General features: G+C 71.2%; 28 protein-coding genes, 1 tRNA gene and 2 pseudogenes. 21 read left to right on the top strand and 10 right to left on the bottom strand.

Annotation, left to right across the window (positions count from 1 at the left end; all coding sequences use genetic code 11):
* Positions 1-23 precede the first annotated feature (23 nt).
* The 7 genes from rpmB (at position 24) to JSY13_RS12080 (ending at position 5,148) form a co-directional block, all read left to right on the top strand.
* Complete coding sequence (gene rpmB, locus JSY13_RS12110) at positions 24-260, top strand: 50S ribosomal protein L28 (RefSeq protein ID WP_259606903.1); 237 nt, start codon at positions 24-26, stop codon at positions 258-260.
* On the top strand, positions 260-430 hold the full coding sequence (gene rpmG, locus JSY13_RS12105; protein ID WP_046014935.1) for a 50S ribosomal protein L33: 171 nt from the start codon (positions 260-262) through the stop codon (positions 428-430). Before rpmB ends, rpmG begins: the two co-directional genes overlap by 1 nt.
* 2 nt (positions 431-432) lie before the next feature.
* Positions 433-738, top strand: coding sequence for a 30S ribosomal protein S14 (gene rpsN / locus JSY13_RS12100; RefSeq protein ID WP_259606902.1), 306 nt, complete (start codon positions 433-435; stop codon positions 736-738).
* A 204-nt stretch (positions 739-942) separates the two neighbouring features.
* Entirely contained in the window at positions 943-1,767 is an 825-nt protein-coding gene (locus JSY13_RS12095) for a type IV toxin-antitoxin system AbiEi family antitoxin domain-containing protein (RefSeq protein WP_259606901.1), read from the top strand.
* A 437-nt stretch (positions 1,768-2,204) separates the two neighbouring features.
* Entirely contained in the window at positions 2,205-2,492 is a 288-nt protein-coding gene (locus JSY13_RS12090; protein ID WP_259606900.1) for an HU family DNA-binding protein, read from the top strand.
* Positions 2,493-2,567: 75 nt separating this feature from the next.
* A complete protein-coding gene (locus tag JSY13_RS12085) occupies positions 2,568-4,643 on the top strand; it encodes a bifunctional copper resistance protein CopD/cytochrome c oxidase assembly protein (RefSeq protein ID WP_259606899.1) in 2,076 nt (691 codons plus the stop codon).
* Positions 4,644-4,920: 277 nt separating this feature from the next.
* Positions 4,921-5,148 (top strand): hypothetical protein, encoded by a 228-nt coding sequence (locus JSY13_RS12080; protein WP_259606898.1) that lies wholly within the window; start codon positions 4,921-4,923, stop codon positions 5,146-5,148.
* Positions 5,149-5,441: 293 nt separating this feature from the next.
* Here the strand turns inward: JSY13_RS12080 and JSY13_RS12075 are convergent, their stop codons facing one another.
* Positions 5,442-6,497, bottom strand: coding sequence for an IS110 family RNA-guided transposase (locus tag JSY13_RS12075; RefSeq protein WP_432806392.1), 1,056 nt, complete (start codon positions 6,495-6,497; stop codon positions 5,442-5,444).
* Between the two features lie 232 nt (positions 6,498-6,729).
* On the bottom strand, positions 6,730-7,797 hold the full coding sequence (locus JSY13_RS12070; protein WP_259606897.1) for a hypothetical protein: 1,068 nt from the start codon (positions 7,795-7,797) through the stop codon (positions 6,730-6,732).
* Between the two features lie 80 nt (positions 7,798-7,877).
* Here JSY13_RS12070 and JSY13_RS12065 point away from each other — a divergent pair, with 80 nt between their 5' ends.
* Both JSY13_RS12065 and JSY13_RS12060 read left to right on the top strand, forming a co-directional pair.
* Positions 7,878-9,266: an ATP-dependent DNA helicase gene (locus tag JSY13_RS12065; RefSeq protein ID WP_259606896.1), complete on the top strand. Its 1,389-nt coding sequence runs from the start codon at positions 7,878-7,880 to the stop codon at positions 9,264-9,266.
* 87 nt (positions 9,267-9,353) lie between these two features.
* Positions 9,354-10,643: a serine hydrolase domain-containing protein gene (locus JSY13_RS12060; protein ID WP_259606895.1), complete on the top strand. Its 1,290-nt coding sequence runs from the start codon at positions 9,354-9,356 to the stop codon at positions 10,641-10,643.
* Between the two features lie 200 nt (positions 10,644-10,843).
* Here the strand turns inward: JSY13_RS12060 and JSY13_RS12055 are convergent, their stop codons facing one another.
* Entirely contained in the window at positions 10,844-11,044 is a 201-nt protein-coding gene (locus JSY13_RS12055; RefSeq protein WP_259606894.1) for a hypothetical protein, read from the bottom strand.
* Here JSY13_RS12055 and JSY13_RS12050 point away from each other — a divergent pair.
* The 4 genes and pseudogenes from JSY13_RS12050 to corA form a co-directional block, all read left to right on the top strand.
* A pseudogene (locus JSY13_RS12050) lies at positions 10,950-11,420 on the top strand (EamA family transporter); the annotation flags it as partial. The gene JSY13_RS12055 and the pseudogene JSY13_RS12050 overlap by 95 nt on opposite strands.
* 169 nt (positions 11,421-11,589) lie before the next feature.
* Positions 11,590-12,219: a hypothetical protein gene (locus JSY13_RS12045; RefSeq protein WP_259606893.1), complete on the top strand. Its 630-nt coding sequence runs from the start codon at positions 11,590-11,592 to the stop codon at positions 12,217-12,219.
* A 144-nt stretch (positions 12,220-12,363) separates the two neighbouring features.
* Positions 12,364-12,942, top strand: coding sequence for a copper resistance CopC family protein (locus tag JSY13_RS12040; protein WP_259606892.1), 579 nt, complete (start codon positions 12,364-12,366; stop codon positions 12,940-12,942).
* An 82-nt stretch (positions 12,943-13,024) separates the two neighbouring features.
* A complete protein-coding gene (corA, locus tag JSY13_RS12035; RefSeq protein ID WP_259606891.1) occupies positions 13,025-14,041 on the top strand; it encodes a magnesium/cobalt transporter CorA in 1,017 nt (338 codons plus the stop codon).
* Here corA and JSY13_RS12030 read toward each other — a convergent pair.
* A complete protein-coding gene (locus JSY13_RS12030; RefSeq protein ID WP_432806415.1) occupies positions 14,019-15,371 on the bottom strand; it encodes an APC family permease in 1,353 nt (450 codons plus the stop codon). The two genes, corA and JSY13_RS12030, sit on opposite strands and share 23 nt — an antisense overlap.
* Between JSY13_RS12030 and JSY13_RS12025 the strand changes: the two genes are divergently transcribed.
* Positions 15,306-15,488, top strand: coding sequence for an aquaporin (locus tag JSY13_RS12025; RefSeq protein WP_259606890.1), 183 nt, complete (start codon positions 15,306-15,308; stop codon positions 15,486-15,488). The two genes, JSY13_RS12030 and JSY13_RS12025, sit on opposite strands and share 66 nt — an antisense overlap.
* A 9-nt stretch (positions 15,489-15,497) precedes the next feature.
* On the opposite strand, the gene JSY13_RS12020 is transcribed toward JSY13_RS12025, so the two are convergent.
* Positions 15,498-15,902, bottom strand: a complete 405-nt coding sequence (locus tag JSY13_RS12020) for a hypothetical protein (protein ID WP_259606889.1) — start codon at positions 15,900-15,902, stop codon at positions 15,498-15,500.
* Positions 15,899-16,573, bottom strand: a complete 675-nt coding sequence (locus tag JSY13_RS12015) for an NAD(P)-dependent oxidoreductase (RefSeq protein WP_259606888.1) — start codon at positions 16,571-16,573, stop codon at positions 15,899-15,901. The genes JSY13_RS12020 and JSY13_RS12015 overlap by 4 nt, the downstream gene beginning before the upstream one ends.
* A gap of 103 nt (positions 16,574-16,676) precedes the next feature.
* Here JSY13_RS12015 and JSY13_RS12010 point away from each other — a divergent pair, with 103 nt between their 5' ends.
* A complete protein-coding gene (locus JSY13_RS12010) occupies positions 16,677-17,234 on the top strand; it encodes a PadR family transcriptional regulator (RefSeq protein ID WP_259606887.1) in 558 nt (185 codons plus the stop codon).
* Positions 17,235-17,268: 34 nt separating this feature from the next.
* Here the strand turns inward: JSY13_RS12010 and JSY13_RS12005 are convergent, their stop codons facing one another.
* Both JSY13_RS12005 and JSY13_RS12000 read right to left on the bottom strand, forming a co-directional pair.
* Complete coding sequence (locus tag JSY13_RS12005; protein WP_259606886.1) at positions 17,269-18,261, bottom strand: hypothetical protein; 993 nt, start codon at positions 18,259-18,261, stop codon at positions 17,269-17,271.
* A 25-nt stretch (positions 18,262-18,286) separates the two neighbouring features.
* Positions 18,287-19,954: an HsdM family class I SAM-dependent methyltransferase gene (locus tag JSY13_RS12000; protein ID WP_259606885.1), complete on the bottom strand. Its 1,668-nt coding sequence runs from the start codon at positions 19,952-19,954 to the stop codon at positions 18,287-18,289.
* A gap of 138 nt (positions 19,955-20,092) precedes the next feature.
* Between JSY13_RS12000 and cmtR the strand changes: the two genes are divergently transcribed.
* Positions 20,093-20,443 (top strand): Cd(II)/Pb(II)-sensing metalloregulatory transcriptional regulator CmtR, encoded by a 351-nt coding sequence (cmtR, locus tag JSY13_RS11995; protein ID WP_259606884.1) that lies wholly within the window; start codon positions 20,093-20,095, stop codon positions 20,441-20,443.
* Complete coding sequence (locus JSY13_RS11990) at positions 20,440-21,042, top strand: cation efflux transmembrane domain-containing protein (protein ID WP_259606883.1); 603 nt, start codon at positions 20,440-20,442, stop codon at positions 21,040-21,042. The genes cmtR and JSY13_RS11990 overlap by 4 nt, the downstream gene beginning before the upstream one ends.
* A gap of 70 nt (positions 21,043-21,112) precedes the next feature.
* Here the strand turns inward: JSY13_RS11990 and JSY13_RS11985 are convergent.
* Positions 21,113-21,186, bottom strand: a tRNA-Gly gene (locus JSY13_RS11985).
* A 136-nt stretch (positions 21,187-21,322) separates the two neighbouring features.
* Here JSY13_RS11985 and dcd point away from each other — a divergent pair.
* From dcd to JSY13_RS12610, 4 genes and pseudogenes are all read left to right on the top strand, one after another.
* A complete protein-coding gene (gene dcd / locus JSY13_RS11980) occupies positions 21,323-21,928 on the top strand; it encodes a dCTP deaminase (protein ID WP_259606882.1) in 606 nt (201 codons plus the stop codon).
* An 87-nt stretch (positions 21,929-22,015) separates the two neighbouring features.
* Positions 22,016-23,323: an MFS transporter gene (locus JSY13_RS11975; protein WP_259606881.1), complete on the top strand. Its 1,308-nt coding sequence runs from the start codon at positions 22,016-22,018 to the stop codon at positions 23,321-23,323.
* Positions 23,324-23,350: 27 nt separating this feature from the next.
* Positions 23,351-24,520: pseudogene (locus tag JSY13_RS11970) on the top strand (beta-galactosidase); the annotation flags it as partial.
* Positions 24,521-24,632: 112 nt separating this feature from the next.
* Positions 24,633-25,130, top strand: a complete 498-nt coding sequence (locus tag JSY13_RS12610) for a hypothetical protein (RefSeq protein ID WP_336297714.1) — start codon at positions 24,633-24,635, stop codon at positions 25,128-25,130.
* Here JSY13_RS12610 and JSY13_RS11965 read toward each other — a convergent pair.
* Positions 25,117-26,532, bottom strand: a complete 1,416-nt coding sequence (locus JSY13_RS11965) for an MFS transporter (protein ID WP_259606879.1) — start codon at positions 26,530-26,532, stop codon at positions 25,117-25,119. The two genes, JSY13_RS12610 and JSY13_RS11965, sit on opposite strands and share 14 nt — an antisense overlap.
* Between the last annotated feature and the right edge of the window lie 155 nt (positions 26,533-26,687).

Below are 26,687 nucleotides of genomic sequence, written 5' to 3'. Positions count from 1 at the left end.
ACGGTAGTGAAGGAGTCACCGACATGGCAGCAGTGTGCCAGGTGACCGGTGCTGTTCCCGGCTTCGGTCACAACATCTCGCACTCGCACCGCCGGACGAAGCGCCGCTTCGACCCGAACGTGCAGAAGAAGACCTACTACGTGCCGACCCTCGGTCGTAAGGTCACCCTCAACGTGTCCGCCAAGGGCATGAAGGTGATCGACGTCCGCGGCATCGACAACGTCGTGAAGGATCTGCTTGCGAAGGGTGTGAAGCTCTGATGGCGAAGAAGGCTCAGGACGTTCGTCCGATCATCAAGCTGCGCTCGACGGCGGGCACCGGTTACACCTACGTGACCAAGAAGAACCGCCGCAACACCCCGGACCGTCTCGTGCTGAAGAAGTACGACCCGGTCGTCCGCAAGCACGTCGAATTCCGCGAGGAGCGTTAATCATGGCGAAGAAGAGCAAGATCGCCCGCAACAAGCAGCGCGAGGCTGTCGTCGCCCGTTACGCCGAGCGTCGCGCCGAGCTGAAGAAGACCCTGGTCGACCCGAACGCGACCGACGAGCAGCGCGAGGCCGCTCGCGTCGGCCTGCAGAAGCTGCCGCGCAACGCCTCGCCGGTGCGCCTGCGTTCGCGCGACGTCATCGACGGCCGCCCGCGCGGTGTCCTCACGAAGTTCGGCATCTCGCGTGTCCGCTTCCGTGACATGGCGCACCGCGGCGAGCTGCCCGGCGTGACCAAGTCGAGCTGGTGAGCATCGCACCCTGAGCGCGTCGAAGGGACCCTGAGCGCGTCGAAGGGTAGGGGCGGGGATCTTCGGATCCCCGCCCTTCTGCATGCCCCGGCATCCGCCCCGCCCCTTGCGCTCGTCCTGCACGGAACGGATGCCGGAGCGGACTGTCCACAGCGGCCGGGTTCCGGCGGTTCGGGCCGCTCGCCGGTGCCGCAGGATCGCCGCATGGATCCGATCGATGCACTGCGGCGAGCGGGCGGCATCGCCCGTGTGCAGACCCTCCGGCGGCGCGGCGTCAGCGCCCACTCCTTCCGGCGCGCCCGTGAGGCCGGGGCGTTGATCGTCGTCCGCCGCGGCTGGGTGGCGCTGCCGGGCGCGGATCCGATGCTCGTCACTGCCGTGAAGCGCGGCGTGGTGCTCAGCTGCGTGACCCTCGCCGCGCGGCGCGGACTGTGGGTGCTCGACGCCTGCGAGCCGCACGTCGCCGCGCCTCCGCACTCCGGGCATGCACGAGTGACGCGCGGCGTCATCCACTGGAGTGCTCCGCTCTTCCCGCGCGACCCCGATTCCTGCGAGGACGCGATAGAGAACGCGTTGGTCCTCGTCGCCCGCTGCCGTCCGTATGAGGAGGCGCTGGCGGTGTGGGAGTCGGCGCTTCGGAAGGGAGCCGTCGATCCGGGCGTGCTCGATCGGGCGCCGCTGCCGCCGGATGCGAGACGGATGCTCCGTGACGCCCAGCCGTTCGCGGATGCCGGCACCGAGACGATCTTCCTCAGCAGGCTGCGCTGGCTCGGCATCCCGGTCCTTCCCCAGGCATGGGTTCTGGGTCGGCCCGTCGACTGCCTGATCGGCGAGCGCCTGGTCGTGCAGATCGACGGCGGCCATCACGTGGGTGCCCAGCGCAGCAGCGACATCACGCACGACGCGCTGCTGAAGCTGCACGGGTACCACGTGATCCGGATCAGCTACGCCCAGCTGTTCGACGACTGGCCCGCCGTGCAGGCCGTGATCATGGCCGCCATCGCCCAGCGCCTCCACCTCGCCCGCTGACATCCGCCGCCTCCGGGCCCGCTGACATCCGCCGCCTCCGGGCCCGCTGGCATCCCTCATCACCCGCCCGAGCGGTCCGCGCGGCCTGCTCTCGCGCACCGCGTCGGGAGGAGTTCTCTCACTCGGGCGGAGGATTCCCGGTGATTCGTCCTCCCGAACGTGAGAACTCCTCCCGCCCGGGAGGGGCGGGGGCGCCTCCCGACCGGGAGGGGCCGGGGCGCCGCCTGCCCGGGGGACGCGCGCCGCCTGAGCGGGGAAGGGTGTGACAGATGGGGCGGATGTGGCGCGACACGCCGCAGAAATCGCCCGAAACCCCTGAAATGACGCGGAAACACGGGGTGCCGTTGATACATTCGGAGCGGTCGATCGACCACCGGGGTGCGTCCGCCCCTCGGACCCAACATGATGCGACGGGATCTTCGTCGCTGGAGGATGACATGGCTGACAAGTCCATCACCAAGACCGAGCTCGTCGCGAGCATCGCTTCCGCCACCGGCGAGAGCCAGGCCACCGTCTCGCGCGTCCTCGACTCGCTCTTCGGCACCGTCTCCGACGCCGTCGCCAAGGGCAGCAAGGTCTCGATCCCGGGCTGGATCTCGTTCGAGCAGGTCGAGACCGCTGCTCGCACCGGCCGCAACCCGCAGACCGGCGCCGAGATCAAGATCCCGGCCGGCAAGCGCGTCAAGGTGACCGCGGGCTCCAAGCTCAAGGCTGCCGTCAAGTAAGACCGCAGTTCGCACGAAGGCCGTCCCCTTCCGGGGGCGGCCTTCGCGCGTCCTCCGGGTCCGTAGGCTGGGAGGGTGAACCCCTACCGCGTCGCGGGCCTCGCGATCCTCGTCGCCGCCTCGGCGGCGGCCCTCGTGGCGGCGCTGCTGTTCGGCGGCGGAGCGAACGCCCCGATCCTGCTCGATCCGGGCCCGGTCGTGCTGTGGGGCCTCCCGGCGGCGAAACTGGTCAGCAACCTCGGTGCCGCGGCCATGCTCGGATCGCTCAGCCTGGCGCTGTTCGCCCTGCGCACGCAGACGCGCCCGTTCGAGGTCGCCGTCGACACGGCATCCGTAGGCGCCGCCGTGTTCACGGTGGCATCCGGCCTCTCCGGCTTCCTCACCTTCATGGCCGCGTTCAACCCTCGCCTCACCGCCGACCGCGCCTTCGGCGAGCAGTTGGGCAGCTTCCTGCTCGAGATCCCGCTCGGCCAGGCGTGGCTGATCACCACGCTGATGGGGGCGGTGATCACCGTGATGGCGTTCGCCTGGCGCGGCTGGACCGGCACCCTGCTCACCGCTGCGCTCGCCGCCGCCGCGCTCCTGCCGATGGCCACGCAGGGGCACTCCGGCGACCTCGCCGGCCACACCGTCGCTGTGAACGCCATCCTGCTGCACACCGTCGGCGCGGCGGCGTGGCTCGGCGGCGTGATCCTGCTCGTCGTGCTCCGCCCGGCCCCGGGTCGCGCATCGTCGCGGACGGATGCCGGCCGGGGCGCGAGCCGGACGGATGCCGACCGGATCGACCTCCCGGCCCTGATCCGCCGCTATTCGAGCATCGCGCTCGCCGCGTTCGCGGTGGTCGCGGTGTCGGGCATCGCCCGCAGCGTCGTCGCCCTCGGCACGTGGAGCCAGCTGTGGAGCCCGTACGGCGGCATCCTGCTCGCCAAAGCAGCGCTGCTCGCCGGCCTCGGCCTGTTCGGCGCGTGGTACCGGATGCGGCTCATCCCGCACCTGGATGACGGCACCCGCGGCACCCGCGGCACCCGCGGCGGCGCGGCCGCCCGCCCCCGCCGCGCCTTCTGGACCCTCATCCTCGGCGAGCTCGCCCTGATGGGCCTGGCCTCCGGCGCTGCCGCCGCGCTCGCCCGCACGCCGCCGCCGGTCGGCGAGGAGGCCCCGGCCGCGCAGACGCCGGCCGAGCGGCTCACCCGCTCCCCGCTGCCCCCCGAGCTCACCCTGGACCGCTGGTTCACCGCCTGGGACATCGACATCCTCTGGTTGGTGGCCGCCGGCTTCGGCCTGTTCCTGTACGCCGCCGGCGTGTGGCGGCTGCACCGCCGCGGCGACCGGTGGCCGGTCCACCGCACAGTTCTCTGGACCCTCGGCATGCTCCTGCTGGTGTGGGTCACCTGCGGCCCGATCAACGCCTACCAGGAGTACCTGTTCAGCATCCACATGCTGGGGCACATGATGCTGAGCATGGCGATCCCGCTGCTCCTCGTCGCGGGGGCCCCGATCACCCTGGCGCTGCGCGCCATCCACAAGCGCGAGGACGGCACCCGCGGCGGCAGGGAGTGGATCATGTGGGCGGTGCACTCCCCGTTCGCGCGTGTGATCACGCAGCCGCTCGTCGCCGCCGCGATCTTCATCGGGTCGCTGTGGGCGTTCTACTTCACCGACCTCGTCCGGTGGGCGATATACGAGCACCTCGGGCACGAGTGGATGGTGATCCACTTCCTGCTCTCCGGCTACCTGTTCGTGATGAGCCTGATCGGCGCCGACCCGGTCCCGTACCGGCTGCCGTATCCGGGCCGCCTGATCACGCTGATCGCGGTGATGGCCATGCATGCCTTCTTCGGCATCGCGATCATGATGCAGGAGGGGCTCATGGTCGCGGAGTGGTTCGGCGCCATGGGGCGCACCTGGGGCCCGACGCCGTACGAGGACCAGTACGTCGGCGGCGGCATCGCGTGGTCGATCGGCGAGATCCCCACGTTGATCCTGGCGATCACGGTCGCGATCCAGTGGTCGCGATCGGATGCCCGGCTGCAGCGCCGCCGCGACCGGCACGCCGACCGCACCGGCGACGCCGAGCTGGCGGAGTACAACGCCCGGCTCGCCGAGATCGCCGAGCGGGACCGGCGCATCGCGGAGCGCGAGCGGCGCTGAGGCACGTGTGGCAGAGAAGAAGGTGGACCAGGGCCTGTGTGAGCAAACCACTGAACTCTTGTGGTGGTTCCTCAGTGGTGCCAGCTTCCGGAGCGGGGAGCTGCTCGGGGGGTGCGCCGATGAAAGCCAGGCGAGGTTATAGACGCGATGCCGCCATGGTGGCAGTGCTTGGGATTGTTCTGGCTGTCGTGTTACCGGCCAGCCCTGCGGCCGCATATACGACGACGGGGTGCACGTGGCCGACGGCCACCGGAACAGTCACCTGGAATCGGGACCAGTGACGCACAACGAAGGTTCACGTCACGAGCTGTTCGAAAGCGTCGACTCGCTTGCGGCCGCCAGCTCCTTCATCGGTGTGGTGGAGATCGATGACCAGAACATCATCGATGGGAAGTTTCGAGAGACTCTGTCAACGGCGGCCGTCATCACCTCTTTCGAGCCCCCGAGCCTCGCTTCGTCGCTTTCCGAAGCGCCCGCCGTTTCCGGAGACACTGTGATCGTGTGACAGTTGGGTGTTCCAGGAGACGTCGCGCCCTTCCCCTACCTGGAGGAAGGGAAGCGTTATCTGTTGTTCCTTACACCGTCGATGCTGGAAGGTGAGGTAGCAGGCCACTTCTACGTCACGGGAGGGTCGGCCGGGATCTACGCTCAGCAGGACGGCATGTTTGTTCACGGTCCGTTCGAGGAGGGAGACAAGCTCCCTGAGACGCTGGCTGCTGAAGACTTGGAGTAGCCACTCGCGACGTGAGCCCGCGCCCCTGCCCCGGCCTCGGCCCGGGTGCGATGCTCCTATGGATGTCAAGTGGTGAGGGCGGTGTAGATCTCGCGGGCGATGAGGCGTTTGAGGCAGCGGATGATGTCCTTCTTCGAGAGGCCCTCGGTGGTGCGTCGGGCGGCGTAAGCGCGGGTTCTGGGATCCCAGCGGAGCCGGCAGAGCACGATGCGGTAGAGCGCGGCGTTCGCGTGGCGGTCGCCGCCGCGGTTGAGGCGGTGTCGGTGGGTTTTGCCTGATGAGGCGGGGATGGGCGCGACGCCGCAGAGCATCGCGAATGCGGCTTCGGAACGGAGCCGGCCGGGGTTCTCGCCAGCGGTGACGAGCAGTTGCCCGGCGACATCGGCGCCGACCCCGTTGAGGGCGAGCAGCCGCGGGTTGATGTCCGCGACGAGAGGGTCGATGAGTGCGTCGAGTTCGGCGATCTCGGCGGTCAGCGACTGGTGGCGGCGTGCGAGAGCGCGCAGCGCGATCTTCGATGCCTGCTCGGGTTCGTCGGCGCGTGTGGTGTCGGGACGTGCAGCGGCACATACCTCGATCAGCTCCCGGTCTGACAGCCCCCGCAACCGTTCGCGGAGCGCGTCGGGTGCGGTGACGATGATCGCCTTCATCCGGCGTTGACAGTCGGCGCGCTGGGTCACGGCGCTGCGCCTGGCGATCCGCAGATTGCGGAGCGCTTCCACCTTCCCTGCTCGGTCCTTCGGGATCCCCGATCGTGTGCCTGCCAACGCTGCCCGGGCGGCAGCTTCCGCGTCCAGCGGGTCGGACTTACCGGCAAAGCGCCGCGACTTCCGGTCCGGTCGGTCCACTTCCCGCAGCTCGACACCCGCAGCGCGCAGGTGACGGGCAAGACCGGCACCGTATGCGCCGGTGCCCTCGATCCCCGCGATCACGAGCACACCGAACGCACACGCCCAACTCAGCAACGCGGCATAACCGGAACGATTCGCGGGGAACTGCGCGCTCCCGAGCAGCCGGCCGGTGGTGTCGATGACCGCCGCGGTGTGGGAATCGCCATGCGTGTCGATACCCGCCACGATCATGACCTGGTCCTGCTGCTCTTCTCGTGCGATGGTGGTCATCGCCGTCCCTTCCTCTCAACTCTCCGATCGGACGGCACGCACCATCCGAGAGCGAGCGGACAAGACAGTGATGGGTGCCTGCTGGCACAGGCTCCTATGAGGTCACAACCCTCGCACGGTGAGTGCATGGCAGCCCCGCAGCGATCGAACGACAGATCGCGTTCAAGACCCGTAGTCAGTCAGTCGCTGAGTCAGGACAACCGCTGCGGGGCTCCCACCACCATCATCACTGTCAGTCGCTCTCGACGTCCGGCGACCCGACCCGGATGGACGCCGACCCGTCCGGGAGGATCGCGATCGTCCCGTTGATGCGGAACGGCACGTCCTCGGACACGTGATCGATCGACCCGTCGAACAGGGACTGGATGTCGACCTCGATGTGAGCCACGGCGTCGGCGGGCGGGATCGCCCAGTTCGCGCCGTCGGGCACGACGGTCACGGTCGGATGCTGCACGATGGACCACTTCGGCGGCGAAGCGATCCGGTTGCGCACGGTGAGCCCGAACGGACAGGCGGTCGGCTGCAGCACCTCCTGCGTGGTGCAGCCCTCGAGGAACTCCTCGACCCGCTGCTGCACCACCTCGCGGAACTCCTCCGTGGGCTGCGCCTGCACCTCCACGGGAGTGCGGGCCAGGGGCGTGTCGGCGAGCACCTTCACCCCGGGGGTGTGCGAGATCGCGGTGTCCACGGTGACCGAGTACACGCCGGGCGTGAACACCAGCAGATGCAGCGGCTCGAGCGGATCGGCATCCGCCCCCTGCGCCGACACCTGCCGCCGGTCGACCTCGAAGCCGTTCACGGCGAAGCGGTCGGCGCCGCGCAGCCGCAGCTCGACCTCGGCGAGCGGGCTCACCGCGAAGCTCCAGTTCGGGGTGACGCCGACCCAGCCGTCCTGCACCACCGTGAACGTGGTGCGGCCCTTCGCGCCGCCCGCCCGGAAATCGGCGGTGACCAGGAAGGAGCCGTCCTGTTCGGTCTCCGACACGATCTCCACGTCGTCCAGCGGGGCGAGAGCCGCGCGGCGCAGCAGGGCCTCGGAGGCGGCGCCGTCGATCCCGTTCTCCTCCAGCGCGGCGCGGTCGACGGCCACGCCCGGCACGCGCAGCGCGTCCGCCGCCCGTCCGGACGACAGCAGGTCCAGATAGCGCTCGACGAAGGCGGACGGCCCGTAGAAGTCGCGGTACAGCGAGAGGCCGCCGGCGGCGATGGCGGCGAGCAGTAGCACCCCGACGATGCCGAGGATGGTGAGATCGGAGGCGAGACCGGCGCGACGTCGCGTCCTCGTCCTCGCCTGCTCCATGGCGTCAGTCTAGGAGGGGGCGCTGGGACGACGCCGTGACGCGCGGCCCGCATCCGCCGCGTTCGGCCTACCATGGGGGCGTGTCCCTCCCCGCCCTCTCCGCTGAGCAGCAGGAGCTGTTCCGGCTCATCGAAGACACGCACGAGCACGTCTTCATCACCGGCAGGGCGGGCACCGGCAAATCCACGCTGCTGCAGCACTTCGCGTGGAACACGAAGAAGCAGATCGCGATCTGCGCCCCCACCGGCGTCGCCGCGCTGAACGTCGAGGGGCAGACCATCCACTCGCTGTTCCGCCTGCCGATCGGCCTCATCGCCGAGAGCGAGATCGAGCAGACGGATGCCACGCGCCGCATCCTCAACGCGATCGAGACGCTCGTGATCGACGAGGTCTCGATGGTGAACGCCGACCTGATGGACGCCATCGACCGCTCGCTGCGGCAGGCACGCGGGCGGCGGGCCGAGCCGTTCGGCGGCGTGCAGGTGGTGATGTTCGGCGACCCGTACCAGCTGGCCCCGGTGCCGCCCCGCGGCGACGAGCTGCGCTACATCCAGGACCACTACCGGTCGTTCTGGTTCTTCGACGCCAAGGTGTGGACCGGCGGCGCCCCGTCAGCGGGCGCAGGGGACGCCCCGATGCTCGACCTCGGTACGCACGGCGCGAAGCTGCACGTGCGCGAGCTGGTCGAGATCCACCGCCAGTCCGACGACGGGTTCAAGGCCATGCTGAACGCCGTACGGTACGGCCGAGTCACCGCTGAGATCGCCGGCGTGCTCAACGCGCAGGGCGCGCGCACCCCGCCCGAGCCCGAGCCGGGGGAGACCCCGATCATCACCCTCGCCACCCGCAACGACATCGTGAACGCCATCAACCGGCGCCACCTCGCCGCGCTCCCCGGCCGCGAGCAGACCGCCCGAGCGGAGGTCAGCGGCGACTTCGGACGCGGCGAGGCGAACCACCCCGCCGACCTGGAGCTCAAGCTGAAGGTGGGCGCCCAGGTGATGTTCCTCCGCAACGACACGTCGATGTCGGGCGAGCCGCCGCGCTGGGTGAACGGCTCGATCGGGACGGTCACCCGCATCCTCGGCGGCACCGTCCGTGTCGAGGTCGACGGTGAGGAGTTCGACGTCGAACCGGCGGTGTGGGAGCGCTTCCGCTACGCCTACAACCCCGGGACGAAGACGCTCAGCCGCGAGGTCGTCGCCGAGTTCACCCAGTTCCCGCTGCGGCTGGCGTGGGCGGTGACCATCCACAAGTCGCAGGGCAAGACCTACGACCAGGCCGTGATCGACCTCGGCTCGGGGGCGTTCGCGCCGGGCCAGACGTACGTGGCGCTGTCCCGGCTGACCTCCTTGGACGGGCTCTACCTCACCCGCCCGCTGCGGCCGAGCGACATCCGCGTCGACCCCGACGTGCGCAGGTTCATGCGCGAGGCGTGGGAGGCGCGGCAGGTCGCCGGGGCGTCGTGATCGTCGACGGATGCCGGCCCGGCGGGCATGCCGGCCTTTCAGGATCGGCGTTCTAGACTCGGAACTATCGTCCCTGGGGGTCCCTTCATGCCGCATCGTCCGTCCCGCCGTCTGCGCACCGTGCTCGGCGCCGCCGCCGTTCTCGCGCTGACCCTGACCGGATGCACCTCCGCCGACCCGACCGTCACGTACACCCCGCCGCCTCAGGCGGAGGGCGGGCTGCCCGAGGACACCGTGGCGCAGCTGCAGACCGCGGTCGACGAGGCGATGGCGGCGGCCGGGGCATCCGGCGCCATCGTCGGCGTGTGGGTGCCGTGGAGCGGCAGCTGGGTCACCGGCGTCGGCACGCAGGGAGCGGGCGACGATGCCGAGGTGACCACCGACATGTCCTTCCGGATCGCCGACGTCACCCGGCTGATGACCTGCGACGTGCTGTACGGCATGGCCGACGACGGGCTCATCCCGCTCGACGGCAAGGTGCCCGACTACGTGCCCGGCGTCGCCGACATGGCCGACATCACCCTGCTCGACCTGTGCAATGGCACGAGCGGCGCCGGCTCCTCGGAGGAGAAGGTCAAGCCGTACCTGCTGAACACGCCGGAGCGGGTGTGGGCGCCGCTGCAGCTGGCGAGCTTCGGACTGGGCCAGCCGCGCAGCGAGGCGAAAACCGCGTACCGCGATTCGGATGCCGGCTACCTGATGCTCGGGATGGCGCTGGAGCGCGAATCGGGCAAGAGCGCGTCCCAGCTGATCGCCGAGTACGTCACCCGGCCGCTCGGCCTGGAGAGCACGTCGCTGCCCGGCGACAAGGCCGCCCCGCCGCAGCCGGCTCCCGCGCTCAAGGGCTACTACCTGCCGGCGATCGAGGGCGGGTACGACTGCGCCGCCCCCGTGGACATCACCGGGATGTCGGCGAGCACGGGCTTCACGGACTCGGGCGCCGTGTCGACCATCGAGGAGCTCGGGCGCTACGTCCAGGCCGAGGCCCGGCAGGCGCTGCGCGGGGAGAAGGCCGAGCCGGCCCGCTTCGGCAGCCCGCTGCCGGCCGGCCCCGGCGCGCCGTCCTGGCACCAGGCGACCGGCGGCGGCTACCTGGTCGGATCGATGATCGGCCAGCACGGCTGGACGCCCGGCTACGCCACCGCCGCCTACGCCGACCCGGAGACCGGCTTCACCGTCGCGGTGACCCTGAACAACTCCACCTCCGGCGGCGCCATCGCCGGGTACCTGGCGTGGGAACTCGCCGCGATCGCGTCCAAGGCGCCGGCCGCAGCGGGGCAGACCGCCCCCGAGTTCGGTCTGCCCTTCACCGCCGAGCAGTACAAGCAGGCCGTGCTCGACGCCGCCGTGTGCGCGCCGCCGGCACCTGCGGAGTGACCGTCTCCGCGGCGACCGCGCGCGGGACGCCCGGCGGCCGGGGCCGTCGGCCTCGTCGTCGCCGGCCTGCTCGCGCAGGAGGCCGGCGCCGCGCTCGCCGTGCTGCTCTTCCCCGCCGTGGGGCCGCTCGGCATGGTCATGCTCCGGCTGGTGTTCTCCACGGTCATCCTGATGCTCGTGGCGCGGCCGGCGCTGCGCGGTCACACCGCACGGGCCTGGCGCGCCGCCGCCCTGTTCGGCGCGGTGATCGCGGCGATGAACGGGATGTTCTCCCTCGCCCTGAGCGAGCTGCCGCTCGGGGTCACGGTGACGATCGAGGTGCTCGGCCCGCTGGCGCTCTCGGTGATCGTCGGCCGCACCCGCGCCGGATGGATCTGGGCGGGCGTGGCGCTGCTGGGCATCCTGGCCCTGGGCGGCGGGGGCTGGGACCGGCTCACGCTGCCCGGCGTCCTGTTCGCGCTCGGGGCGGCGGTCAGCTGGGCGGCGTACATCCTATGCTCCGCCCGGGTCGGCCGCGCGTTCCGCGGCCTGGACGGACTCGCGTTCGCGATGGGGTTCGGGGCGATCATGGCACTCCCGTTCGGGATCGCGGATGCCGGGTCGGCGCTGCTGCGGATCGAGCTGGTCGCCCTGGGCGCCGCCGTCGCGCTGATGTCGTCGACCATCCCGTACGCCTTCGAGCTGATCGCGCTGCGCCGGCTCGCGCCGGCCGTGTTCGGCGTGCTGATGAGCCTGGGCCCCGCGACCGCAAGCCTGGCCGGCTTCCTGGTGCTGGGGCAGCACCTGTCCCCTCTGGAGGTCGCCGGCATCGCGCTCGTCGTGGTGGCCAGCGCGGGTGCGGTGTGGGAGGGCCGCGACCGGAACGCGCTGCCCGAGGCCGAGGTGCCGCTGGCCGCGTCGGGTCCGCGCCCGGGGGCGCCTCGGGCGCGCGTGCGAGGATGGAGGGGTGCGCACGTCCCGCAGGCCCCACGTCATCCGTGGGTTCGCCGCCGCCTCGGTCGCGACCTTCGTCGCGCTCGCGTCGCACGTCTTCGCCGGCGGCGGGATGCCCGGGATGCTGGGCATCGCCGTGCCGTGGCTGCTGTCGCTCATGGTGTGCACGCTGCTCGCCGGCCGGCGGCTGTCGCCGGTGCGGCTGACGGCATCCGTGGCGATCTCGCAGCTGCTGTTCCACGCGCTGTTCGTGCTCGGCGGCATCGCCCCGCGCACCGGGCTCGGCCCGCACGAGCACGGGGTGCCGGCGCTGCCGGCGCTCGCGGATCGGCCGGTCGGAGGCCCGGTCGGGAGCCCGGCCGCCGCTGCGGCCTTCGTGCCGGACACCGCCGCGATGTGGGCGGGGCACGCGGTCGCCGCGGCGCTGACCGTGGTGCTGCTGTACCGCGGTGAGCGGATCGTGCACGCGCTGCGCGCGCTGGCATCCGCTCTCGCGGCGTGGCTCGGCCGCCCCGCCCTCGTCCCCGCGCGGCCGCACACCGCGCCGCGCACGCCGCTGCCGGTCGCCGTCCCCGCCCCGGTGCGGCAGGACCCGCCGCTGCGGGATCTGTGCCGCCGCGGTCCCCCTCTCCGCCTCGTCTGAGTCCTCCGCCGCCGACGGCGGCCGGCCCGCGCACGACGCGCGGCGCTTCCCCGCGCCCGGGACGCCCGGGCGCCCAGACGATGACGCCGCCCCGTGCGGCATCCGAAAGATGCCCTCCGCGGCATCCGAAAGAGAGGTTCCCTCATGTCCCGCATCCGCACCCTCCTCGCCGGCCTCGCCGTCGCGACCGTCGCCGTCCTCGCGGTCGCCGGCCCGGCATCCGCCCACGACGAGCTCGTCTCCAGCGACCCGGCCGACGGGCAGCAGCTGACCGCCGCGCCCGAGCAGCTCGTCCTCACCTACTCGAACAGCCTGCTCGCGCTGGAGGGCGAGAACAGCGGCACGGCCGTGGTCGTCACGGACGAGGCCGGACGCGAGTGGGCCGACGGGGCGCCCGTCGTCCAGGCCGAGACCGTCACGGTGCCGCTGCGGCAGGGCATGGCCGACGGCGCCTACCGCGTCGCCTGGCAGGTGGTCTCCAGCGACGGGCACCCCATCTCGGGCGAGTTCGGCTTCACCGTGGCATCCGCGACCCCGGAGACCGCCGCGCCGGCCGAGACCACCGAGCCGGCCGAGACCGCCGCCCCGGACGAGAGCGCGGAGCCCGAGGAGGCGCCCGCCGCCGACGCGGTGCCCGCAGCGCTGCTCTGGGGCCTGGGCGCCCTCGTGCTCGTCGCGGCCGCGGTGACCGCGGTCCTGCGGCTCCGCCGTCGCCGCTCCTGACCGCCCCGCGCCGGCGCGCGGGAGAGCCCCGCGCGCCGGCGTGCCCGCTAGAGTCGGCAGGGCGTACGGGAGGAGCAGGCCCATGGCGATGATCGACAACGGCATCTACGTCGACGGCATCCGCACCGAGAACCCGGAGAGTCTCGCCGAGACCTTCGAGCTGATGCGGAGCCGCGGCGGCATGGGCTGGATCGGCCTGTACCGGCCCAGCGAGGACGAGGTCCGCGCCGTCGCGGACGAGTTCGGGCTGCACGAGCTCGCCGTCGAGGACGCCCTCAGCGGCCACCAGCGGCCCAAGATCGAGCGCTACGACGACATCCTCTTCGTCGTCCTCCGCCCCGCCCGCTACCTGGACGCCGAGGAGGAGGTCGAGTTCGGCGAGCTGCACGTCTTCGTGGGGCCCGACTTCGTCGTCACGATCCGCCACGCCGAGTCGCCGAACCTGGCCAAGGTGCGCCGGCGCATGGAGTCGCAGCCCGAGCTGCTCGCGCTCGGGCCGGAGGCGGTGCTGTACGCGATCGTCGACGAGGTGGTGGACGAGTACGGGCCGGTCGTCGCGGGCCTCGAGAACGACATCGACGAGATCGAGAGCGAACTGTTCGTCGAGGACGTCGACGCCACCCAGCGCATCTACGAGCTCGCGCGCGAGGTCATCGACTTCCAGCGCGCCGCGCAGCCGCTCACCGGCATGATCGAGGCGCTGCTGCGCGGCGGTGAGAAGTACGCGGTGGAGGAGGAGCTGCAGCGCCACCTGCGGGACGTGCACGACCACAGCATCCGCATCGCCGATCGCGCCGCCACCTTCCGCACCATCCTCGACAACGCGCTCACCGTCGAGTCCACCATCGTCGCCCGGCGGCAGAACGAGGAGATGCGGCGGATGACCGAGCTCAGCATCCGGCAGAACGACGAGGTGAAGAAGATCTCCGGCTGGGCGGCGATCCTTTTCGCGCCGACCATCATCGGCGGCATCTACGGTATGAACTTCGACACCATGCCGGAGCTGGACTGGGAGTGGGGCTACCCGATGGCGATCGGGCTGATGCTCGCGATGGGCTTCGGGCTGTGGGTGGTCTTCAAGAAGAAAGGCTGGCTGTAGCGGCATCCGTCTGCCGCCGCTCGCGACGACGCGACCACCGCGCGAGCGCGTAGAGCACGGCGCCGGCGGCGAGCAGGATCGCCGCGAACAGCCACACCACCGGGCGCTGCTGGGTCAGCAGCAGGATGCACGAGCCGATGCCGAGCACCGGCACCGCCGTCCACACCCGGAAGTGCTCGTGCGCCACCGCGTCGCGCCGCAGCACCAGGACGGAGACGTTCGCGCTCAGGAAGACGAAGAGGAGCAGCAGCACCACCGTCTCGGCGAGCGTGGCGAGATCGCCGACGAGAGTGAGCAGCATCGCCACGAGGGTGGTGGCGAGGATCGCGACCCACGGCGTGCGCCGGCGGGGCAGCACGCGGGCGAGCACCTCGGGCAGCAGGCCCTGGTCGGCCATCCCGTAGGTGAGGCGGCTCGCCATGATCATCGTCAGCAGGGCGCCGTTGGCGACGGCGATGAGGGCGATGAGGCTGAACAGCCAGGACGGGATGCCCGCGCCGGTCGCCTCGACGACGGCGAGCAGCGGGCCTGTGGATTCCTGCAGCTCGGATGCCGGGAGCGCCGCCGCACTGGCCAGGCCGACCAGGACGTAGACGGCGCCGGCCGTGACGAGGGCGCCGAACAGTGCGCGCGGGTAGGTGCGGCTGGGGCGCTTCACCTCCTCGATGACGTTGGCGGAGGTCTCGAAGCCGACGAAGGAGTAGTAGGCGACGATCGCCCCCGACAACAGGGCGAGGCCGACGCCGGTGCCCTCCGGCGGCTGCATCGCGCGGGCGAGGTCGCCCCCGCCGCGGGCCAGGAAGAGCGCGACGACGACCACGACGATGACCAGGCCGCTGAGCTCGATGACCGTCATCACGAGGTTGGCGCCCATCGACTCGCGGATGCCGCGGGCGTTCAGCGCGGCGATGGCGGCGAGGAAGACGAGAGCGACCGGCAGCACCGGCAGCGGCAGGAAGGTCTGGAAGTACTCGCCGGAGAACGCGATCGCGAGCCCGGCGGCGCTGGTGACGCCGGCGGCGAGCATGCTGAACCCGACCAGGAAGGCCAGGAGCGGGCTGCGGAACGTGCGCTCGGCGAACACCGCCGCCCCGCCGGCGCGCGGGTACTTCGTGACCAGCTCCGCGTAGGAGCCGGCGGTGAGCAGGGCCAGCAGCAGGGCCAGCAGCAGCGGCACCCACAGCATCCCGCCCACCTTCTCGGACAGCACGCCCATCAGCGCGTAGACGCCGGCGCCGAGGACGTCGCCCAGGATGCGACCACCGTGGGCAGCATCTCCGGCGGCGGCTTCAACCCGGCGGTGGCCCTCGGCCTGTCGATGAGCGGTCACGTCGCCTGGAGCTCGCTGTGGCTCTACATCATCGCGCCGGTCCTCGGCGCGGTGGTGGGCGCGGTGCTGTTCCGCGTGCTGAACGCCGATGACGCGAAGAAGGTCGGCGCCGAGTAGCCTCAGGCCTCAGCCGAGATCCCTCGCCGCGCTCCTCAGCTTCCGCAGAAGGAGCGCGGCGAGGACCGTGGACGCCGCCAGCTGGTACCCCAGCCACACCGCCCCGACGAGCCCGCCGCGATCCTCTCCGGCGAGCCACCACGCAGCGAGCGAGGCGATGACCAAGCCGGCGTCGTAGGTCGCGAGGAACCGGCTGTGTCCGCGCAGGCGTGCCGCGCGCATCGCGAAGCCGATCTCCACGATGCCGCTGCCCGCGATCACCAGCGCCGTGAGGAGCGCCAGCGGCGGGTCCGCGTGCAGCAGCGTGCTCGCCGGCGCGATCAGCACCGTCAGTGCCACGGCGACGGCGAGCTTGAACACGCCGTCCGCTGCGAACCCGAACGCGAGAAGCCGCTCGCGCCCCGACCGGCTCATGCCGCGGCCGTCGCGTTCCTGGCCGGAATCGGCCTGCGAGGACGGCTGACGAGCCCGAATGCGCGTCCACCCAGGTCCGACCGCGTCGCCACGTCGAGCAGAGCCGCGGCCAGGTCGGCGCGATGGACGCGTCCGATGCCGTTTATCTCGGGAAACAGCTCGTAGCGGGTGCGCGGCTTGTCGACGAGGTAACCGGGGCGCAGCACCGTCCACTCGATGTCGTCGCCGGATGCCTGCAGCACCTGCTCCATCGCCTCGAGGTCGCTGTAGATGTTCGGGCCGGAGCGCCGCACGAGCGGGCGCACGATCCCGCGGAACCACCACGGCTCGCCCGCACCCGAACGCAGGACGGGGGATGCCGAGGTGGCGACGATCCGCGAGACGCCCTGGCGGCGCATGGCGCCGAGGAGATTGGTCACGCCACCCGCGCACACCGGTGCGGTGTCGTCGTACGAGCGCTTGCCGAGGGTGGAGATCACGACATCCGTGCCTTCGGGCAGCCGCACGGCGTGGTCGGCCACGACGTCGGCGCGGAGCACGCGGATGCCGGGGCCGGGTGCCCACGAGCTGGCAGGGCGGACCAGGGCGGTGACCTCGTGCCCGGCCGCATGCGCCTGCGCGGTCAGAAGACGGCCGGTCGCGCCGGATGCTCCGGCGATCACGATGTGCATGCTGCGGTCCTCCCCGCTCGCGAGCTAGTACAACTTGACTAGACCCTAAAACGAGGGGAGCTGCTAGTCAAACTGGACTAGTCTGGGGCGGGGAGGAGGAGTCATGACGGCGACGAGGCTGCTGATCCTGGGGGCGGTGCGGCAGCGCGGCAGCGCGCACGGCTACCAGGTGCGCCGCGACCTGGAGTCCTGGGCGGTGCACCGCTGGGGCAGCGTCGAGCGCGGCTCGATCTATCACGGCCTGCGCAAGCTGCGCGACGAGGGCCTGCTGGCGGAGGTCGCCCCGAGCGCGCCCGCGGCCGGGCCGGCGAAGACCGAGTACGCACTGACCCCCGCCGGCGAGAAGGCGTTCCTCCAGCTGCTGGAACGGGCGCTGGGCGGGGCGGACGACGACTTCTCCGCCACCATGGCGGGCATCGGCTTCATGCCGGCTCTCGCGCGCTCGCGGGTGATCGAGCTCCTGACCGAACGCCTGGCCGCCCACGAGCGGCAGCGGGCGCAGATCGCGGACGAGCTCGCCCGTCACCAGGGAGAGGACTGGGAGCATCACATCGAGGCGGTGAAGCTGTGGGCGCACACCGTCGACAGCGCCGCCCGGTGGGTGCGCGAGCTCATCGCACGACTGGAGAGCGGGGCGTACCGGATGGCCGGCGAGGCCTGACCGAGGCGCCCTGCAGCACAATGCCGGGCGGAGCCTAGCCGAGGGCTGCCGGGGTGCGCCGGCGCTGCCGCGCCGCTTTGTGGAGGTTGACAGGCGTCGCGTCGAGCACGCGGTCGACCATCGATTCGAGGAATCGGCTCGGCGTGAGGTGGAGCGGCATCGCATCGTGGCGTATCCGCACAGGAGGCAGAGCGGCGAGGTCGCGCTCGACATCTGGGGCCGGTACGTCCAGAACGTCCTCCTCGGCATCCGGGTCCTCGACCAGTCCGGCGGCGATGAGCGGGTTCTCGGGGTCTTCTCCCGTTTCGGTGGGGACCACGAGATCGTCGTCATATTCGATCATGATGAGGCACGTCGCATGGTACGCATCGTCCTCGCGCCCTAGCTTGGCGAGCAGATCGACCAGCCATTCGGCCGTTTCGGGCTCCTTCTCAAGGATGTCCGAGCGCAGGCCGAACACGAATCCGAGGGCCGCCAGCGGATGGCGCAGCCGCAGGTTCTTGGCATCCCCGTAGGACTCCTCGACCCGATTCGCCGCGTTCTTGCCATACGACGAGTCCATGCGCTTCGTGGATATCAGCAGCTCGGGTCCCGTCGCCCAGTCGGTCATGATGACGTCGACCTGCTTGAAGTAGTTCTTACCGAGGATGCTGGCGCTCGCCGCGGTGACTCCCGGAACCGTCGCCTTCTTGGCAAGCCGTGCGTCCAACATCACCCGCTCTTTGCCTCGTAGTGCGCGACGTAGGTTGGCCACAGGCGCCGGAAGGATGCGCGGGTGGATCGGACGGGGCCAGACAGCGTCCTCGTCGAAACCAGCGCGGCGCAGTTCGTAGCTGATCCACACGTCCAGCGCGAGGGCGGGAACGCCCGTGCGCGTATCCGCCCCGAGATAGAGCGGCACCCCGAGCAGCCGGCTCAGGGTTTCGTAGTCGGGGCCGTATCGCAGCGTCCCCTCATCGTCTCGGTACCAGGGATTCGAGTGTTCACCGGCCGGGGCCGCATCCGCGACAATCCGGTCGAAGAGCACCCACGCTCTCTCCTTCGCGCTCGGTTCACCGGGCACGCTGCCCCCTCGCTGTCCGTCGCCTGGCCATCTCGATGCGTGCGTCCCGAACCAGTGCGAGCCGCTCGCCTGCCATCACGCCCGGGTCCTCGAGAAGCACTTCATCGACCTGGTGCACGGCGTCGAGAAGGCGTCCCTGTCGGAGCAGCCTCCCGATCGCCGGCCTGATCTCGCGCAGCCGCTCTGCGCGGGAGCGCACTAGTGCCGGGCTCGGCATCAGCCATCGGTCCGCTTCCCGGGGCTCGATCTTCAGAATCCCACCGCCGTACGCGCGCCCGACCAGCTCGGCGTGCAACACGGTCACGGAGTTCAGGCTTGCGAGCGGAAGGAGCTCGACACCGAGATCACGATGCTGGTCCGCGAGGTACACGCCGTGCACCGAGTTCAAGTGGTGGGCTCGGGCTGTATTCGTCGTCAACCGAGGCGTGTCGGCGTTCATGCACGTGAGGAGCAGGTCGGCAGGTGGGACGAGCGGGACCTTGTACCACGGCTTTCTCACGCGGCACTTGTACGCGGTGTCGACACCGGTGCGGTGCCCGCTTTCGATATACGCCGCCGCAGCGGAGCTCAAGGTCTCTCCCGGGGCGAACAGCAGCGTTGAGGATCCGTCCGCCCCGAGCCGAGTCAGCATCCCCGTCGTCAGTGAGAGACCGCGGAGGTGCGCGCTGCCTGGAGGGGACAGCCGAACAAGTTCCTCCTGAGCGAGCCCCAGCTCTGCCGCCCGCGCGGGTGACATCGTGAAGAAGCGGTTGTTGCCGGTGACGATGCCGAGGGTGGTGTCGCCCCACGTCTCAAGGTCGCGGAAGGCTCCGTCGTCCGCGAGGGAGATCAGGGAGTCGGCCGCGGCTGCGGTGATGAGGCTGCTCGTCCACTTGGCGGAAGGGTCCATGGGTTGCCACTTCGACCCACGGTCGAGGAGAGGCAAGGTCTCGGCGTTCCTTGTCTGCCGGATCGTCGCATGTGTGGCCGGGCCAAGACCGAAGCCATCGGCGAGGAGCAGCACGACGTCGGCCTCGGCCTCGGGGAAGACCTGCTCATCGAAAAGGACGAGGGTGACGTCGGCGAAACTGTCGAACAAAAACCGGCGCACCGGGGCCGCATAGTTGACCGAGAGCAACTCCGCGGGAAGCACGAGGCCGAGCCGACCGCCGGGGCGCAAGAACTGCGCGCCGTGTACCGTGAACGCCGCCCAACTCGACGCGAGGCCGGTGAGCGGAACGCCCGCGCGGAGAGCAGCTGCGCGCGCGCGCATCCGGGACTCGCCGGAGAAGTCCTGATATCTGATGTACGGCGGGTTGCCGATCACCGCGTCATAGGTCGGTAGTGGTTCGACGCAGAAGAAGTCGTCGTGCTGAATCGCCGGTATGCCTCCGGCTTCCATCACCCGCCGCCGGGCAACCTCCGCGCTGTGAGCATGGATCTCGACGCCGTCGACTCGGGGCGCGATCTGCGGGGAATCCGCCAGGGAGTGAAGGCGCTTCACGGCCGCGATGAGAAACGCTGCATCTCCAGCAGAAGGTTCCATCACTCGGTCGGAGGCATCCCGCAGTGCCCACCCGGCGATGAACTCCGTGATCTCGGAGGGGGTGAAGAACGCCCCGCGCGCCTTTCGCAGCTCCGCCGTATCTGCAAGCTGTTCGGGGGTCACGGACGTCACGTCTCCATTCTCGCTTCTCACGGGCGCCATCACTGGCAGACAGGCGGAAGTGACGCCCGTTGGATTGCTCGGTGTGGACGATTCTCGTGGCAGCCACCGACATCGCCAATAGTACAGCCAATGATGTATTATCTGTTCATGCCCGCCATGACCGCCGCCGACGTGATGATCCGGCTCGGCCGCGCCATGTCCGACCGCACGCGCTCCCGCATCCTGCTCGAGCTCCTCGAGGGCGGCCGGTACCCGGCCGACCTCGCCGAGGAGCTCGGCCTCACCCGGCAGAACGTCTCGAACCACCTGTCGTGCCTGCGCGGCTGCGGTCTCGTCGTCGCCGAACCCCGAGGCCGGCGGACCCGTTATGAGGTCGCGGACCCGCACCTCGCCGCGGCCATCCGCGAGCTGCTGCGTGTCACCGTCGCGGTCGCGGAGAACGAGACGTGCTGCGACGGGGCCTGCGACGTCCTCGGATGCTGCGCGGGAGCGGAGTGACCGCCGGGACGGCGGCGCGGCGGGCGCTGCTGTATCGCCGGATCCGTCTCATCGTCGGCATCACGATCGGATACAACGTGCTCGAAGCGGTCGTGGCGCTCGCCGCGGGGAGCGCGGCGTCCTCGGCCGCGGCGGTCGCCTGGCAGTTCACGCGCCGCGACCCGGGGCGCTGGGAGAAGCCGGTGCTGAGGATCATCGCAATCGCGTTCTTCGCGCTCGCCGCCTGGGTCGCCGTGAGCGCCGCGCTCACGCTCGCCGGGTGGTGGGTGGAGCCGGAGCATTCGCCGCTCGGCATCGCGATCGCCACGGTGAGCGTGCTCGTCACGCCGTTCCTGTCTTGGTGGGAGCGCGTCACCGGGCGGGAGGCGGAATCGGCGACGGCGGTCGCCGACTCGAAGCAGGCTCTCATCTGCACGTACCTGAGCGCGGCGCTTCTCGTCGGGCTGGTGCTGCACGCGGGGCTGGGCTGGTGGTGGGCGGACTCGCTCGCCGCGCTCGTCATCGCTGGCTTCGCGGTGCGTGAGGGCGTGGAGGCCTGGAGCGGGGACACGTGTGCCACCTCGGTCGGAATGCTGATGGAGGGCGACGATCACGAGTGACGGCGGGGCCACGGAAGGCGCCGGATGCCGAAGATCGCCCGGCGTGTGGTGGCGGGGCGCTCTTCGCGTGTGGAGGGGCTGACGGGAATCGAACCCGCGCTGTCTGCTTGGGAAGCAGAAGTTCTGCCATTGAACTACAGCCCCGGAGCCTTGCGGCGTCTGGCCAGCATAACAAACCTCGCGGTCGCACCGCGCCGACGCGCGGACCGGTCCGCCCCTCGCCCGCCGTCCGCCGTCACGCGGCCCGGTCCGCCCTCCCGCCGCCCGTTAGGCTGATCCCGTGCTTCTCAGCGATCGCGACATCAGAGCAGAGCTCGCGTCAGGCCGCATCGGCCTCGACCCGCACGACCCGCAGATGGTCCAGCCGTCCAGCGTCGACGTCCGGCTCGACCGCTACTTCCGTCTCTTCGACAACCACAAGTACCCGTTCATCGATCCGTCCGAGGACCAGCCCGAGCTCACCCGGCTGATCGAGGTGTCGCCCGACGAGCCGTTCATCCTGCACCCGGGCGAGTTCGCCCTCGGCGCGACCTTCGAGCGGGTGACCCTCGCCGACGACATCGCCGCCCGCCTGGAGGGCAAGTCGTCGCTGGGCCGCCTCGGCCTGATCACCCACTCCACGGCCGGGTTTATCGATCCGGGATTCACCGGCCACGTCACGCTCGAGCTCGCCAACGTCGCGACGCTCCCGATCAAGCTGTGGCCGGGCATGAAGATCGGACAGCTCTGCTTCTTCCGGCTCACCTCGCCCGCGGAGAACCCGTACGGCTCCGGTCCGTACGGCAACCGCTACCAGGGGCAGCGCGGGCCCACGGCATCCCGGTCCTTCCACAACTTCCACCGCACCGACGTCGGTGTCACCGACGCGGGGTCCGTCGGCGGCTGAACCGCCGCGCGGGGCTTCCGGACGATCCGTCGGATGCCGCGGACGGACGGTCGGGCATCCGCCCCGCCGCCGGGCGAGGCTGGAAGCATGACCACGACCGCACCCCTGCCCGTCGCATCCGCCGCCCCGCCCCGCCTGCGCTACGGCGCGCTGCTCGCCATGATGACGATGAGCTTCCTGCTCGTCACCGCGGAGTTCCTGCCCAACGGCGTGCTCACCGAGATCGCCGCCGAGCTGCGGGTGACGCCGGGCCAGGCCGGGCAGATGGTGACCGTGACCGCCCTCGTCGGCCTGTTCGTCGCCCCCACGATCGGGCTCGCGCTGCCGCGCCTGGACCGCCGCGCGCTGCTGGTGTGGATGGCCGCGGCCGCGGCGGCGTCCAACGCGATCGTCGCCATCGCCCCCACCCTGCCGCTCCTGCTGCTCGCGCGCGTCCTCCTCGGCGCCGCCCTCTCCGGCTTCTGGGCGATGTCGATCACGGTCGCCGCCCGGATCGCAGGCCCCGAGCGGCTCGGCCGCGCGGTGATGTTCACCTCCGCCGGGACGTCGCTGGCGACCGTCGCCGGCGTGCCGATCGGCGTCATGCTCAGCGCCGTCATCGACTGGCGGGGCGTGTTCGCCCTCGCGGCCCTCGCCACCGGCCTGCTCGCCGTGGCGCTGCGCCTGTTGCTGCCGTCGGTCCCGGCCGAGAACGTCGCCCGCCTCTCGGTGCTGCTCGACACGCTGCGCCGCCCGGGCATCGCCCTCGGCGTCGCGGGTCACGTGCTCGTGGTGCTCGGCCACTTCCTCGCCTACACCTACATCCGCCTCGCGCTGGAGCGGGTGCAGGCCGACGGGCAGGCCGTGGACGCGGGCAGGATCGTGCTGCTGCTCGCCCTGTTCGGCATCGGCGGCTTCCACTCCCGGCCGGGGTCGGCATGGACGGCGTCGAGGACGCGGTCCAGGAAGGGGTCGCCGGCGCGATGCGGCCAGCCCTCGGGGGCGCAGCCGATCGTCGACCAGGCGCGGATCAGGGACTGCAGCAGCGTGGTGGCCATCATCCGGCAGATGACGAGGTCGCCCTCCCGCTTCGGGCAGTCTCCCTCGCGGTCGGCGCCCATGTGCTGGGCGAGGGCCGCGGCGGCCGGCTCGAGTCGGTCGAAGCCCTGGATCCATGCCGCCGTCGGCAGCAGCCCGGCGACCTCGGCGGAGCGCTCGTCCAGATCGAGTTCGGAGAGCAGGATGCCCGACCCGGCCGGCAGCAGCAGGGCGAGCGGCTCGCGGGAGAGCAGCGCGTCGCCGGCGCGGAGCTCGTCCGGCAGGCGCGGATGCGAGAGCGGGCGCACCACCCCGTCGAGCACGTACACGAGGCTGAGCCGGGCGGGGTCGAGGGCGATCAGCTCATCGGTACTGTGAGCGCAAACACTCGCCGCTCGGAGCCCCATGTCCCCTTCTGCCGCACCGTCCCTCACCTGGCGTGACGGCGGGCTCCTCCGGGACGGCCGCCCGCACCGCATCCTCTCCGGGGCCGTGCACTACTTCCGCATCCACCCCGGCCAGTGGGAGGACCGGCTGCGCCGCCTCGCCGCGATGGGAGCGAACACGGTCGACACCTACGTCGCCTGGAACTTCCACGAGCGGGTCGAGGGCAGGCCCGACTTCACCGGCTGGCGCGACGTGGAGCGGTTCATCCGCATCGCGGGCGCGGTGGGGCTGGACGTGTTCCTCCGCCCGAGCCCGTACATCTGCGCGGAGTGGTCCAACGGCGGCATCCCGTTCTGGCTGAGCGGGCGCACGCGGGCGCTCCGCACCAGCGATCCGGTCTTCCTCGCCGCGGTGGACGCCTGGTACGACGTGCTGATCCCGCGGCTCGCGCCGCTACAGGCCGCGCACGGCGGTCCCATCCGGTTGGTGCAGGTGGAGAACGAGTACGGCTCCTTCGGCAGCGACGGCGCCTATCTCGCGCATCTGCGCGACGGCACCGGCGTGCCGAAGGCCGTGGAGCTGCGCCGCGACGGCGAGGCGCTGATGTGCAGCGAGCTGTGGGGCGGCTGGTTCGACCACTGGGGGGAGAAGCACCACGTCCGCTCGGCTGCGAGCATGATCGGCACCGTGCAGGAGCTGCTGGACGCCGGCGGCTCGGTCAGCCTGTACATGGCGCACGGCGGGACGAACTTCGGCTTGTGGAACGGCGCCAACCACGACGGCGTGCTGCAGCCGACGGTCACCAGCTACGACTCCGACGCGCCGATCGGCGAGGACGGCACGCTGAACGACAAGTTCCACGCGCTGCGCGCGGCGTTCGCGCCGTTCCACGACGGCGACCTGCCGCCGATCCCGGATGCCCCGCGCCGCCGGCGCGCGGCATCCGCCCCCCTGCGTCCCGTCGCCTCGCTGCCGGAGATCCTGCGGGCGCTGCCGGTGCGGGCCGTCGCGCCGGTGCCGCTCAGCTTCGAGGAGCTCGGCGCCGAGGACGGTCTCGTCGCCTACGAAGCCGACGTCTCGTATCCGGCGGATGCCGTGCTCGGCGTGCTCGGGCTGCGCGACCGGGCCACCGTCCTGCTCGACGGGGTGCGGCTCGGCACCCTTGAGCACGACGGCTCGCACGAGCTGCGGATGCCCGAGGCCGGCGGCTCCGGGCGCCTGACGATCCTGGTGGAGAGCCTCGGCCGGGATCAACTACGGGCCGCTGACCGGGGAGCGCAAGGGCATCCTGCAGGGCGTCGTGATCGGACGGCGGTACGTGCACGGCTGGACGCACGCGTGCTCACGGGACGGGCGGACGCCGAGCCTGTCGAAGCGCCGGCCGACCCTTCGACAGGCTCAGGGTCCGCGCTGGGGGGCTCAGGGTCCGCGCTGGGGGGCTTCAGAGTCCGCGCTGGGGGGCTCAGAGTCCGCGCTGGGGGGCTCAGAGTCCGCGCTGGGGGGCTCAGAGTCCGCGCTGGGGGGCTCAGGGTCCGCGGTGGCCTCCTTCGACATCGACGAGCCGCTCGACGCGTGGCTCGCCTTCCCCGGCGGCGCGAAGGGCATGGTCTGGCTGAACGGCTTCCTGCTCGGTCGCTACTGGGAGCGCGGGCCGCAGGAGACGCTGTACCCTCCCGCCCCGCTGTGGCGGGAGGGCCGCAACGACCTCGTCGTGCTCGACACCGACCGGCTCGGAGCCGCGGTCGAGATCCGTGAGGAGCCGTCGTTCGGCGAGGCCGAGGAGTTCATCGGGTCCTGAGGGCTCCGCCGGGCCGGCGCTCGCGCAGCGGCAGGAGCAGCAGCAGGCCGGCCAGCAGCACCAGCACGATGCCGAGGATGCCGAAGGCGGTGCGACCGGTGAGCAGGATGAACAGGCTCCACGCCCCGGACGCCATCCAGCTCGCCGCCCGGCCCGTGGTGGCGTACAGCCCGAAGATCTCGCCCTCGCGTCCGGCGGGGGTCACCCGGGCCAGGAACGACCGCGCGGCGGACTGCGCCGGGCCGACGAAGGCGCACAGGATGAGCCCGCCGATCCAGAACACCGTCTTGCCGGCATCCGTGAGCAGGAAGACCGCGAGCCCCGCCGCCACCATGGCGGTGAGCGACCACACGATCACGCGCTTGGGCCCGAAACGGTCGTCGAAGCGGCCCGCGATGATCGTGGAGACGCCGGCGATGAGGTTGGCGGCGATCCCGAAGAACACCAGGTCGAGGAAGCCGAAGCCGAACACCGCGGCGGCGATCACGGCGCCGAACGCGAACACGCCGCCGAGGCCGTCGCGGAAGACGGCGCTGGCGAGCAGGAACCAGAACGTCGGCCGGGTGACCGGATTGCGGTACAGCCCGATGACGTCCTTCACCAGCAGCCCGTACGAGGCGAAGAAGCCGACCCGCCGCTCCGGCCGGCCGAGCGACGGCTCAGGGACGTTGAGGAAGATCGGGATGGAGAACACCACGGTCCACAGCGCGCAGCCGAGCGCGATGATGCGGAACGGCAGCCCGCCCTCCTCGCTGATCCCGAACCAGTCGAACACGGAGAACACCACGACGATGACCAGCGCGAGGATGCCGCCGAGGTAGCCGAAGCCCCACCCGAGGCCCGAGATCCGGCCGACCGTCCGCGGGGTGGCGATGCCGATCAGCATCGCGTTCGAGTTGACCGCCGCGATCTCGCCGAACACGCTCGCGGCCGAGATCAGGGCGACCCCGAGCCAGAACAGCGACGGCGACGGCTCGACGAACCAGAGGCCGGCGGTGCAGAGCACCAGCGCCCCGGTGCCGATGCCGAGCCAGAGCTTCTGCCGCCCCGCGGCATCCGCCCGCTGCCCGAGCACGGGTGCGACGAGCAGGATCGCCAGCCCCGCGATCGTCGAGCCCAGCCCGAGACCCGAGGTGAGGTCGGCGATGCCCGCCTCCCGGGCCGGGTCGTCCTCGGCTAGGCCCTGCAGCGACGCCGGCAGGAACCGGTCGGTCGTGAGGTACAGCGCCGTGAAGATGAAGGTGAGGATCACCGTGTTGAACGGCTGGGTGGCCCAGTCCCACAGCGCCCACGAGTAGATCTGCTTCCGCGAGGGCGGCTCGTCCCCGCGCAGCTCCAGGCCGATCACGCCGACGGCGCCGCTGCTCGCCGTGGCGTCCGGGCGCGGAGGATCATCGCTCATGCTCGCAGTCTGGCGCTCCCCGGTGAACGGGAGGTGGCGGCGCGCCGTCCGCGGGCGTGCCCGGCAGGTGCCCAGTAGGGTCGTTCCATGCCGAGGACGCACACGGTCGTACTGGTCGAGGGGCGCAGCGATCGCCAGGCCCTCGACGTGGCCGC

The sequence above is a fragment of the Microbacterium neungamense genome, assembly GCF_024971095.1.
Classification (GTDB): Bacteria; Actinomycetota; Actinomycetes; order Actinomycetales; family Microbacteriaceae; genus Microbacterium; species Microbacterium neungamense.
This window is presented reverse-complemented; position numbering and strand designations above follow the sequence as displayed.

Excerpts from the sequence above, each read along its gene's own strand:
- rpmB (WP_259606903.1), top strand. The coding sequence starts at position 24 with ATGGCAGCAGTGTGCCAGGTGACCGGTGCTGTTCCCGGCTTCGGTCAC.
- rpmG (WP_046014935.1), top strand. The coding sequence starts at position 260 with ATGGCGAAGAAGGCTCAGGACGTTCGTCCGATCATCAAGCTGCGCTCG.
- rpsN (WP_259606902.1), top strand. The coding sequence starts at position 433 with ATGGCGAAGAAGAGCAAGATCGCCCGCAACAAGCAGCGCGAGGCTGTC.
- JSY13_RS12095 (WP_259606901.1), top strand. The coding sequence starts at position 943 with ATGGATCCGATCGATGCACTGCGGCGAGCGGGCGGCATCGCCCGTGTG.
- JSY13_RS12090 (WP_259606900.1), top strand. The coding sequence starts at position 2,205 with ATGGCTGACAAGTCCATCACCAAGACCGAGCTCGTCGCGAGCATCGCT.
- JSY13_RS12075 (WP_432806392.1), bottom strand. The coding sequence starts at position 6,497 with ATGACCACCATCGCACGAGAAGAGCAGCAGGACCAGGTCATGATCGTG.
- JSY13_RS12070 (WP_259606897.1), bottom strand. The coding sequence starts at position 7,797 with ATGGAGCAGGCGAGGACGAGGACGCGACGTCGCGCCGGTCTCGCCTCC.
- JSY13_RS12060 (WP_259606895.1), top strand. The coding sequence starts at position 9,354 with ATGCCGCATCGTCCGTCCCGCCGTCTGCGCACCGTGCTCGGCGCCGCC.
- JSY13_RS12055 (WP_259606894.1), bottom strand. The coding sequence starts at position 11,044 with ATGCCCAGCAGCGCCACGCCCGCCCAGATCCATCCGGCGCGGGTGCGG.
- JSY13_RS12040 (WP_259606892.1), top strand. The coding sequence starts at position 12,364 with ATGTCCCGCATCCGCACCCTCCTCGCCGGCCTCGCCGTCGCGACCGTC.
- corA (WP_259606891.1), top strand. The coding sequence starts at position 13,025 with ATGGCGATGATCGACAACGGCATCTACGTCGACGGCATCCGCACCGAG.
- JSY13_RS12020 (WP_259606889.1), bottom strand. The coding sequence starts at position 15,902 with ATGAGCCGGTCGGGGCGCGAGCGGCTTCTCGCGTTCGGGTTCGCAGCG.
- JSY13_RS12015 (WP_259606888.1), bottom strand. The coding sequence starts at position 16,573 with ATGCACATCGTGATCGCCGGAGCATCCGGCGCGACCGGCCGTCTTCTG.
- JSY13_RS12010 (WP_259606887.1), top strand. The coding sequence starts at position 16,677 with ATGACGGCGACGAGGCTGCTGATCCTGGGGGCGGTGCGGCAGCGCGGC.
- cmtR (WP_259606884.1), top strand. The coding sequence starts at position 20,093 with ATGCCCGCCATGACCGCCGCCGACGTGATGATCCGGCTCGGCCGCGCC.
- JSY13_RS11975 (WP_259606881.1), top strand. The coding sequence starts at position 22,016 with ATGACCACGACCGCACCCCTGCCCGTCGCATCCGCCGCCCCGCCCCGC.
- JSY13_RS11965 (WP_259606879.1), bottom strand. The coding sequence starts at position 26,532 with ATGAGCGATGATCCTCCGCGCCCGGACGCCACGGCGAGCAGCGGCGCC.